This is a genomic window from Prevotella sp. SGI.167, assembly GCF_050313615.1.
GTDB lineage: Bacteria > Bacteroidota > Bacteroidia > Bacteroidales > Bacteroidaceae > Prevotella.
In genome coordinates this window covers 61,853-73,028 of the sequence record NZ_JBNPLT010000017.1, presented here as the reverse complement: position 1 = coordinate 73,028, position 11,176 = coordinate 61,853, and the positions used below count along the sequence as shown (strand labels likewise).

General features: G+C 45.8%; 7 protein-coding genes and 1 pseudogene. 3 read left to right on the top strand and 5 right to left on the bottom strand.

All coding sequences use genetic code 11. The features are described 5' to 3' along the window. Positions 1-458 precede the first annotated feature (458 nt). Positions 459-1,025 carry a 6-carboxytetrahydropterin synthase gene (locus tag ACQRBJ_RS10185; protein ID WP_094380541.1) on the bottom strand — a complete coding sequence of 189 codons (567 nt, stop codon included), beginning with the start codon at positions 1,023-1,025 and terminating at the stop codon, positions 459-461. Positions 1,026-1,030: 5 nt separating this feature from the next. After that, entirely contained in the window at positions 1,031-1,447 is a 417-nt protein-coding gene (locus ACQRBJ_RS10180) for a Fur family transcriptional regulator (RefSeq protein WP_427877084.1), read from the bottom strand. Between the two features lie 333 nt (positions 1,448-1,780). Between ACQRBJ_RS10180 and ACQRBJ_RS10175 the strand changes: the two are divergent. Beyond that, positions 1,781-2,188 (top strand): annotated as a pseudogene (locus ACQRBJ_RS10175) (YifB family Mg chelatase-like AAA ATPase); the annotation flags it as partial. A gap of 102 nt (positions 2,189-2,290) precedes the next feature. Further along, the gene (locus ACQRBJ_RS10170) at positions 2,291-4,147 is read left to right on the top strand and encodes a calcineurin-like phosphoesterase C-terminal domain-containing protein (protein ID WP_445303541.1); all 1,857 of its coding nucleotides are present in this window, start codon (positions 2,291-2,293) and stop codon (positions 4,145-4,147) included. 739 nt (positions 4,148-4,886) lie between these two features. Here ACQRBJ_RS10170 and cysS read toward each other — a convergent pair. Next, the gene (gene cysS / locus ACQRBJ_RS10165; protein ID WP_445303540.1) at positions 4,887-6,377 is read right to left on the bottom strand and encodes a cysteine--tRNA ligase; all 1,491 of its coding nucleotides are present in this window, start codon (positions 6,375-6,377) and stop codon (positions 4,887-4,889) included. Between the two features lie 385 nt (positions 6,378-6,762). Between cysS and ACQRBJ_RS10160 the strand changes: the two genes are divergently transcribed. Then, positions 6,763-8,268 (top strand): acetyl-CoA hydrolase/transferase C-terminal domain-containing protein, encoded by a 1,506-nt coding sequence (locus tag ACQRBJ_RS10160; RefSeq protein WP_217759997.1) that lies wholly within the window; start codon positions 6,763-6,765, stop codon positions 8,266-8,268. Positions 8,269-8,363: 95 nt separating this feature from the next. On the opposite strand, the gene ACQRBJ_RS10155 is transcribed toward ACQRBJ_RS10160, so the two are convergent. Together ACQRBJ_RS10155 and ACQRBJ_RS10150 are read right to left on the bottom strand one after the other, a co-directional pair. Next, complete coding sequence (locus ACQRBJ_RS10155; protein WP_294971305.1) at positions 8,364-9,176, bottom strand: DUF3108 domain-containing protein; 813 nt, start codon at positions 9,174-9,176, stop codon at positions 8,364-8,366. 2 nt (positions 9,177-9,178) lie between these two features. Further along, positions 9,179-11,152 (bottom strand): Ig-like domain-containing domain, encoded by a 1,974-nt coding sequence (locus ACQRBJ_RS10150; RefSeq protein ID WP_441933281.1) that lies wholly within the window; start codon positions 11,150-11,152, stop codon positions 9,179-9,181. Positions 11,153-11,176 lie beyond the last annotated feature (24 nt).

The following is an 11,176-nucleotide window of genomic DNA, read 5'->3' as shown; positions in this document are numbered from 1 at the left end:
GTGTTTGATAGCTAAAAAGTTACGAAAATATTTCGAGAAAACCAAAGATAAAGTGTTAACAATAAGAAATATTAGGAGACATTTTGGCTGCTATGGGTTTTCAGACAATCTACCCCCAAAAAAAACTTGGTGATGCCACGATGCTTCCCTTAGCAAGGATAAAGAATAATCACTATAAAATAGTAAAATTACAAATTAAACGAGAATGATAGCCTCTCTATAATCAGTCGAGCCTTAAAAAAATGGCTGCGGATGCAGGGATTACGAAAAATGTCAGTTTCCATACGAGCCGTCACACAACACAGGTATATGCCGATGTGATTATGGAAACAAAGGTTGAAGCCATTAGCCGAATTTCAAATTATTTTTCTAACTTGTACAATACGGGTGGAAAAGTGTGAAATCTTTTCCACCCGTATTTTCATCATCACATTATTTTATATGCAGCTTTACGTGGATTATTTTTTACGATAACCACATTTTGGGCATACTCCATCCGCATTGAGGGCGACACCGCAAAGAGGACAGCGGTCGATGTTATTCTTTGTGGTAAACTCGGCAGAAGCGGCATTCACACCGCTTGTGAAAGTGATTTTAGCGATGTTCAGTTTGTCTTTCAACAAGTCATATACAATCTTAATCATACCTTCCACTGTCATGGTTTCTTTGGTAACAACCAGACGGGCATCAGGGTAAGCCGTTGCCAATTCGGTCTTGAAGGCCTCTCCTTTCATTTTGTTTTGCGGATGGCCGTTTTTGATGCCTTGCTTTTCATACACATCAAGAATGGCAGGAAGCAAAGGGTCATCTTCGCGGAGCACCAAGGCATGGTCAAAATTCTTCAACAGGCTCCATGCCACCTTTTGGATTTCATTACAAGGGTACACCATGTTTACACCTTCTTCAACCGTATCTTCCACCTCAATGGTCAGTGTGCCAGTGTGACCGTGAAGATACTGGGCTTCGCCTTGGAAGCCATAGAAGCGATGTGCATACTGCAAATCGAAAGTCGTGATACTTCTCATACTTGTTACTTTTTAGAGTTTAACTTTGGGTTATTTATCGTTATCTGCACCTGTATTCGGCTAATGTCAACCGATGCAAAATTCTTTTCTTTCAAATACTGTCGTATCAATTCCGTAAGCCCTTCATCCATATAATCCAAGATGCTCTCTCCCTCGAATATGTGGTGATGCTCTGTCACGGTAATGTCATAATAGCTTTTCCCCACTTCGTGATGGAACACAAATGATAACAGATTAGCCTTGCAAAACGAATCAAGAATGCGATAGATGGTTGAGATGGTTATCTCATTATCTTTGGATTGCACACACTTGATTATTTCATCAATGGCAGCATGACGCAATTCCATCATAACCTCATAAACCACTTTACGTTGCGGAGTGATTTTTAGGCCTGCGTTCTTTATAATCTCCGTACTTTCCATTCTTCTCGTATTTTGATGCTACAAAGTTAATGATAATATTTCGCATTTGCAAATTTTTACCAACAAAATTATTTTTTTTTAAGAATAAAGCCGCAATACATTCCTTAGATTCTGTCTATCAGAAATTCACCTGGCCCATGTGGGAATGTATAGAGTCTATGAACAATGGAGCAATTCTAATCAAAAAGGCTCGACTAATTAAACAAAAAGTGTTATCTTTGCATCGTGAACATAAACAATGGCCATTCACCTATGTCCTTGATAAATCATCGTAGGCGTAGTGCCAGATGGCATGGAGCGAGCCAAAAAGTGGGACAATCAGCGGCCCCTCTTTTCTTAGACCGAATAGACATCCAATGTGAAATCAGTCCCGTTCCTTTCCAGGACATACCGAAGGCAGCACCAGGTGAGCCAAGTGCCAAGATAAGAGAAAGAGTCATCAAGGCAAGAGAAGTTCAAGCCGAAAGATTCAATGATTATAAAGGCATCCATTGCAACGCCCAGATGACCGAAAGAATGATTCATCAGTTTGCCGAACCCGACGAACAAGGTATCGAACTGCTCCGAATGGCAATGGAGAAGCTTTCTTTGTCAGCCAGAGCCTATAACAGAATACTGAAAGTGGCACGAACCATTGCTGATTTGGCAGGAAGTGAACAGATTAAGCCTTACCATATAGCAGAAGCCGTGGGATACGGAACCCTCGACAGAGGCGATTGGGCAGAAAGAGGACAGTTATAATCATAAAGAAGATATATTAATATTTAGTTATTTTTAAACAATAATCTAAGGTTTTCCCATAATAAATGCGTAATTTTGCACGATAATATCAATACAAAAGGAATGAAAAGGAAACTGCTATACATCGGTGGAATATTGCTCGTTTGCTGCATGCTCGTGGCAATCGGCATGACAATGCGCCTCAACGAGGAAATCACTACCCTGCCCGCCATCGGACCCAAGATAGCGGCCAACATACATTATCATCCACAGATGAAGGATTCCATTCAGAAACCGAAGCCGGTGGTGAAGAAGATGGACTTCAATATCAGCGGCACCTTGCTGGATACCGATGGCAAGGGAGTGACTGGCGTCATCGTGAGCGATGGCTACCATTGTGTGAAGACTGATTCCTCGGGACGCTACAAGATGAAACGAGACTCGTTGGCTCGCTTCATCTACTACTCCGTGCCTGCCGACTGCGAGGTACCTACCCATAGCGAAACCGATCGCACGGCTTGTTTCTACCAAGCAGTTTCCAACGATAAGAAGAAATATGACTTTACTCTCACCCGATTGCCCGGCGGCAAGGAGGTGAGTTACAAGATGATAGTCATCGGCGACCCGCAGGTTACCAATGCCTACAGCCCTTACTATACTTCTCCGGATGATAACCCCATCAAGAAGAGCGATGTGGAAAGATTCACAACCCAGACGATGGCAGACATCAAGCAGACCATCAAGAGTCTTCCTGCAGGAACTCCCGTATATGGACTGAGCATGGGCGATGATGTACAGTATTATGGCGGCTATAATGCCAAGCTGGAGCGCCAGATACGCCAGGCATTGGGCTCTTCAGAGATGCGTCTCTTCTCCGTCATCGGCAATCACGACCAGGATGGGAAGGCACTCTATCGCAGGAAATGGGAGGAAAATTTCGGTCCTACCGATTTTTCCTTCGACCGTGGCGATGTGCATTATGTCTGCATCAACAACTGCTTCTTCCATCGCGGCATGTCTTATTATTCTCCTGGAGAATTGCGTGAGCGCCAGGTGAAGTGGTTGAAACAGAATCTGGCCCTTACACCCAAGGATAAGAAAGTGGTACTCTGCTATCACATTCCTTTTACCTTCGGCAATGCGCCTTTCAGCAAGGCGAAGCCGCTGACCAATGCCAATGAGGAGGGGCATTATTCCTCTTCCCGCCTCTCGCTCCTGCTCTCTCTGCTGAAGCAGTTTAAGGGAGGATACGAACTCTTCTGCGGACATACTCATTTTGCCTGCAACCATGAGATCAACTATGAGGGCGAGGATGTGATGGAGCATTGTCATGCTGCAGCCTGTGGCAATATCTGGCAGTCGAACATCAACATCTGCGGCACCCCGAACGGATATTATGTCTATAGCTTTGTAGGTACCAGCATCAACGATTGCTACTACAAGGGAACTTTCTGGGACAAGAGCAAGCAGATGACCATCTTCCGTGCGCAGACAGATTTCAACGGCGAGAAATATGCCAAGGACTGGCAGTTGGCAACCAACAGGAATATCCTGGTAGCTAATGTCTTCAATGCCACCAGTCACTGGCGCGTGGTAGCCATAGAGGATGGCAAGGAATATCTGATGCGCCGCATCAGCAGCAAGGGTCAGGATGCCTTTGCAGCCGGCTATCATCATAAATACAGCGAGAGTGTATCCTATCGTTTCGTGAGCAAAGGTAACGGTTATCTCATCATGAACCACCTTTATTATTATGTACCAAAGAACCCGAATGCCAAGATTATCATCAAGGCAAGCGACCCATACGGTCACACATTCACGGCAAGCAGCAGCGATGCCGTAACCGAGCCTTTCGTCAACTACGCTCACTACTATGAGCGAGAGTACAAGGAATATAAGAAGCAGAAAGACAAAATGTTGAGAGATTCCGTAGTTACTAAGCAGAAGGATACGATTGCTACTAAATCAGTAAATAAATAGAAAAGAAAAAGGGAGATTCCCCTCTTATTTGAAGTTGGAAAGAGGCTCATTCCACTTTTTGCCTGACTATGGCACAATATTGCCCTCTACTGGGGCAACTTTTTGCCATTGCCGGGCACAAAGTAATACGCCGGGAGAAAATTTTCGGGAGGTCTACCATCGCCAGTCGGAATATGCTTTCCGGCTGCTGGAAGCGTGGTTTTGCTCAGGAAAAACCTTACTCTCGATTTTACTCTTCACTCTTCACAGATTAGCCTGAAACTCTGATAAACACTAGGGTTGCAAGCGGTGAAGAGTAGTCATCCACTCTTCACAACTCTTCACCACTCTTCACACGTACTCAAATTTTCCACCAGCATAGGATACTGTAGATGAAGCTCATAGAAAACCTCGAAGCTTACCATCCATTTGCCCTCCTCTTCCGGCATTTGGAAACAGTAGCTGATCATGGTGAAGAGTGGTGAAGAGTGGTGAAGAGTAGGCTACCACTCTTCACTCACCTAATCAACTGTATTTTAGTTGTTTAGGGAGCATCCGTGAAGAGTGAAGAGTGTTTTTGAAAGTAGCTTTCTATCCACCCGCAGCTTGAAACTTATGCTAATTATTGCAAGAAGAAAAAACACGAAATATATGACCTTGTATCTCATCATTCCTTACGTTTTAGTAATCATACTAAATAAGGTATGTCTCTCAAAACGTTTCTTGAGAGACATACCTTAATTATATATAGAGACTATTTTTACTTGTTCAGTTTCCAGGTAACACCATCCTTGGTGTCCTTTACCTCAAAGCCGGCACCAGCGAGGGCATCGCGAATCTGGTCGCTGGTAGCCCAGTCCTTGGCCGCCTTTGCCTTGGCACGCAGGTCGAGAACCATATCTACTACCTTGCCATAAGCCTCTTCACGGGCATCATTGTTGGCTCCCTTCTCGCTCTTCAAGCCGAGCAGGTCGAAGGTGAAGAGCTGCATGGTGTCTGAAAGCTCCTTCAGGTCTTCGGCAGAGATGTTTGCCTTGTGGTCGAGGGCTGTGTTGATTACGTGGCAAGCCTCGAAGAGATAGCTGATGACGAGCTGAGTCTGGAAGTCATCGTTCATCGCATCGTAGCAGCGCTGGCGCAACTCGCTTACGAACTTCTTCACCTGCTCATCGCTCTGCTTAGCCACCGGCACACGCTCCAGGTCTTTCAAACTGTTCATCAGGCGCTCCAATCCCTTCTGGCTAGCCTTCAAGGCATCGTTAGAGAAATCTACTGTGCTGCGGTAGTGAGCAGAGAGGATGAAGAAACGGATGGTCATTGGCGAATAAGCCTGCTCCAGACTGTCGTGATTGCCAGTGAAGAACTGCTCCAGAGTGATGAAGTTGCCAAGACTCTTACCCATCTTCTGACCGTTGATGGTAATCATATTGTTATGCATCCAGTAACGAACCATCTGGTCGCCCTGAGAAGCCACAGCCTGCGCAATCTCGCACTCGTGGTGAGGGAAAATCAAATCCATGCCGCCACCGTGAATATCAAAGTGGCTGCCCAGATACTTTCTGCCCATTGCAGTACACTCGCAGTGCCATCCTGGGAAACCATCGCTCCAAGGACTAGGCCAGCGCATGATATGCTCTGGTGAAGCCTTCTTCCAGAGGGCAAAGTCAGCCTGGTTCTTCTTCTCGCCGATACCAGCCAGTTCGCGGCTCTCGTTGATTACGTTCTCCAGGTTACGTCCGGAGAGGATACCGTACTTATGATCCTTGTTATACTTCTCGATGTCGAAGTAGATAGAGCCGTTGCTCTCGTAAGCATAGCCATTGTCCAGGATTTCCTGTACCAGCTTCTCCTGTTCGATGATATGGCCTGTGGCATGAGGCTCAATGCTAGGAGGGAGTACGTTCAGCGCCTCCATGGCATCGTGGTAGCGGTTGATGTAGTACTGCGCAATCTCCATTGGCTCCAACTGCTCCAGGCGTGCCTTCTTCTCAATCTTGTCGTCGCCCTCATCTGCATCGTGCTCCAGGTGGCCCACGTCGGTAATGTTTCTAACGTAGCGAACCTTGTAGCCCAGGTGCTTGAGATAGCGGAAGAGTATATCGAATGTAATGGCAGGACGCGCATGACCAAGATGCGGATCGCCATACACAGTTGGGCCACAAACATACATGCCCACGTTAGGAGCGTGGAGCGGAGTGAATCTCTCTTTCGTACGAGTGAGAGTGTTGTAGATCAATAATTTCTGTTCCATTTTGTTTGAACCTTATTTTTATATTATTTATGTTTTGAGTGCAAAGTTAACTCATTTTTCTGATATATCCGACAAATCATTCGCAAAATGTTATTAAATGCCCCTAAAATACCACTTTTATCTGATGAAAATGCTAACATGAGTAGAGAATAAATCGGGAAAAAACAAAATACAGGATGCAGAAAACAAAATAGTTTTTTGCATAAAGTAAACAGTTTCTGTATATCTATTCACTATTTGTAAGTTTTTAGCCTAATATATGCATAAAATTATCAAATTATTAGCGTATATCGAAAATAATGTGTAACTTTGCAGCCGCATAACAGTTATCAATTATCAAGAAGGCGGCTATAAGTTCCGCTAATGAGTATTAAGTTAGAAGAAAATGGCATATACAAGATTGAGTGCTGCCGAAGCGGCAGCGATGATTAACGATCAAGATACAATCGGATTGAGTGGTTTCACACCAAACGGCGTGCCTAAGGCAACTTTCCGCGAACTCTCCAAGAGAGCCGTGGCAGAGCATGAGGCGGGCAGACCTTTCCAGGTGGGCATCCTGACAGGTGCTTCTACCTCGCAGAGTATCGAAGGTGACATGGCAGCAGCCCATGCCATCAAGTTCCGTGCGCCATTTTCTACCAACAAGGATTTCCGCACCCATACCAATCTCGGTGAAATCGACTACGAGGATATGCATCTCGGCCACATGGCTGAGCGCCTGCGCCGTGGTTTCTATGGCGAGATAGACCTTGCCATCATCGAAGTTTCTGATTTGGAAGAAGGCGAAACTACCTGTAAGGCATTCCTTACCTCTGCCGGCGGCATTGTTCCTACCATCGTTAGATTGGCAAAGAAGGTGCTCATCGAGAAGAATACCTTCCACAGTCCAGCTTCCCGTTATCTTCACGATGTATATGAGATAGCAGAATGCCCATTCCGCACACCTATCCCAATCTTGAATGTGGGCGATAGAATAGGTAAAGAGTATGTGGAGATTGATGCACATAAGATTGTGGGTGTGGTAGAATGCAACATTCCGGAAGAGGCGCGTGCCTTCAAGCCACTCGACCCTGTAACCGAACAGATGGGACATAATGTGGCTGATTTCCTGGTCAGCGACCTGAAGAAGGGACATATTCCTCCTCAGTTCCTGCCTTTGCAGAGCGGAGTGGGCGTAACTTCCAATGCCGTTCTTGAGGCATTGGGACAGAATCCTAACGTGCCTGTATTCAGCGTCTATACCGAGGTGGTTCAGGATGCTGTAGTGAAATACATGCGTGAGGGAAGAATAAAGGATGCATCCTGCTCTTCGCTCACCGTAACAAACGAGACTTTGAAAGAGGTGTATGATGATATAGATTACTTCAAGAAGCATCTCACCATCCGCCAGAGCGAGATTTCCAACTCTCCGGAGGTAATCCGCCGACTGGGTGTCATCGCCATGAATACCGCCATCGAGTGCGATATCTATGGCAACGAGAACTCCAGCCACATCTGCGGCAGCAAGCTGATGAATGGTATCGGTGGTTCGTGCGATTACGAGCGAAATGGCTACATCTCCATCTTCACCACCCAGAGTACCACCAAGAACGGTTGCATTTCAGCCATCGTTCCGATGTGCAGCCATGTAGATAGCACCGAGCACGATGTGGATGTTATCGTTACTGAACAGGGAGTCGCCGATCTTCGCGGCAAGGGTCCTTTGCGCCGTGCCAAGGAGATTATCGAGAACTGTGCGCACCCGGATTATCGTCCAATGCTTCGTGAATACTTGAAATTTGCAGAAAAGGGGCACGAGCCACAGAGCATGCGTGCCGCCCTCGCCATGCACGATACCTTCCTGAAGAAGGGAGATATGAGACTGACCGACTTCGGAGAATATCTGAAATAAGGAAGATTACCGCATAAACATAAAAAAGGCACCAGGCTGTTTCCATCAACGGAATACAACCTGATGCCTTTATTTTTTATCTATAAACCTGCTGCTTACTGCACAATAGAAGTAACAGGGTTTCTGGTGCCCTTCATGCCAACCAGGAATGCCTTTGCCGAACCAAACTTCAGGAACATATCCAGGCGTACAGGCACATGATTCTCATCATCGGTTATATAGAAATCTACGATTTTCTTCCATTTACCATCGTCAATCTCCATATATTCAAGACGCAGGCAACGATACTTCACGCCGTTGTCAGCCTTGACCGTAACCTTTCCACCATACTTCAACTGAGCCGGATTACGACCGCCGCCATCACAGATAGGGAACTTGACGCAATGTCCCCGCTTCCAGTTGGCAGGATCAAAGCTGCGGGCACGGAGGAAGATGTTCATCATGTCGAAAACACAATCCTCGTAGGAAGCCTTTTTCCATTTATGCTCGCCATTCTTATTCTGATAATGCAGGTTTACATTGCATTTGCCACCGGCATAATTATAGAAAACCTCATCTACGGTATATCGCTTGCCTTCACGGGCTCCCTTGCGGAAATAGAGCGGTGCCAGATCCGTACCACTATAGCAAAGCAAAGTATCACGAAGCACAAAGAAATCGTCTACTCGCTTATTTCCTCTGGTTACGAGCGAACCACGATAAGCAGGCTTACCATGACGGGTAGTCTGGATAACCGACATGCTGGCATTACCAGCCTTTACCCAAACGAACTTCCAATTGTAATATAGGTTATAGGTGAGAAACTCACCCGATTTGAATGCCGTATTACGAAATGTACACTGGGCAGACACGGTTGTGCTGACCAAGAGTAGCATTGCTGCTATCAAAAAAGATTTAAATGTCTTCATAACTATAACATTTTAGGAATGTACTCTATGCCCAATTTTTTGGCACGTTGCGCATTCTGATTCTTTACTTTCTTTTCCTTGTCAGGTTTCTGCTTGGTGATGGCAGAAGGCTTCTGCCTGGACAGTTCATAAGACTTCGGGCTCCAGCTTTCCGTCAAATCCCATTTAGCCTTACATTCCAGGAGTTCCGGATAATAATATACTTCCTCCGCCTGCAAATCATCATCATAACAGCCCGTATCCCATTTGCCGTTGTTGTTTCTATCAACAATCAGGCGCATGTAATACTTCTCCGGTTTAAGATAATAGAATTCTGCTACCCCATTTACTGCCTTCACCGACTTCACCACCTGGTCCTGAGCATTCAACAACTGTACCAGGAGAGGCAAATTTCCAAAATTATCGGTGATATTCACCAGGAGAGTGCCGTATGTATCGAGCGAGCTGACCTTGAATCCCTGCTTGATAGGCTTGGATGCCAGACCGTAGATATCCTCGAAAGCAGCAGAATCCACCTCAAGACTATATTCTATATCAGGTCTCCACTCTCCTCTCAGCACATATTCCCGGTTTCCTATCGAATCAAATTCAAAAGGAGCCCGATACCAGAGCGTATCATGCTTGGCATAAAGATGCATTCCTGCCGTATCTGCCTTGGCAAGCGGAGTATCAAAACTGAACGTAACGTTCTTGTCCGGGTCCAGTTCTGAGGCAACTCCCACCTTGACCTCAAGCGGTTTGATGGCCATCACCGAGTCATAAGGCATACCTTTCTTCTTGAGTTTTTCCTGTTTCTTGGACCACTCGGCTATCTCCTTTTCCTTGGCTTTCATTCGCTTGGCGTATGGTTCCTTGGAAAGAATCTCCATAGCCGTATCGGTATGACATATCAGCACACCCGTACTGTCGGTCATGCGATAGGTAAGATCCATGCGAAGCGTATCCTGATTGACCAGGGCAGTATCCCTCAGCCAATAGGTGATGGAATCTTTCTTCTCCGAACTTTCTATGATGAACGCTTTTTCGGCATCAAAGTTAAGTCCCTTTATCTCAGGAAGGATGGAATCTCCATAACTGAAATAGAGCGAGAAACAGTTAGGCATCTTGCGCTCTGCCTTCAGGAAATATCTGTCTGTCAACGGTTCCGTAAAAGCCCTGAGCACCACGTCATCAGGCAGGAAATGAGTATATTTCACCTGGTCAATCGACTTGATGTGCAGCGAGTCTATCCATGTGGTATCCTGTCTGATATCAGGCTTGCTGGATGGTATGATGATGTCATGGGTGAAGGCGATTTTCTCGCTCTTCTGATTGAACATATAGTTGCCGTCCATGTCCTGCAGGGCATAGATGCGATAAGAGCCCGGCGCTACGCCCTTGATGACGAAACGTCCTCTACTGTCCGTACGGCTTACACGCAACATAGGCTTGGTCTTGAACGCAGAATCAGCCTGATCATCATAGAGACCTACGAGAATACCCTTGATAGGTTCCAGATTCTCAGCCTCCAGCACATATCCCGCAACCTCCATCGTATCAATGACGGTACCTGTAGAAAAACTATAGGTATAGTTGCCCATCGGATTTCCCTCGTTGTTGTCGCTGATAGCATCCGAGAAGTCGATGGTATAAGTGGTATTGGGTTTCAGAGAATCGACAAGCGAAATATGAATACGCTTTCCTGCGCCTTTGATTTCAGGCACTTCAAGCTGAGGAGGCGAAACCACCACCTTCTCGGTAGGATTATCCACCTTGATAAACTCATCGAAGTAAATATCTATCTTCTTCTCCTTCACATTGACAGCACCGTCAGCCGGCGAGGCACCTACCACCTTAGGTGGTGTCTCGTCAAACCATCCTCCGTCAGGCTGTCCCATTCGTGCACAGGAAGCCAACAGGAAGAAGACCGCCAGATAGAAAGGCAGAAACAAGGAATTTAACTTCAACTTGTCCTTGATGTCATTCATATTAATCATTGTATATTATCTTTATATTCGCTA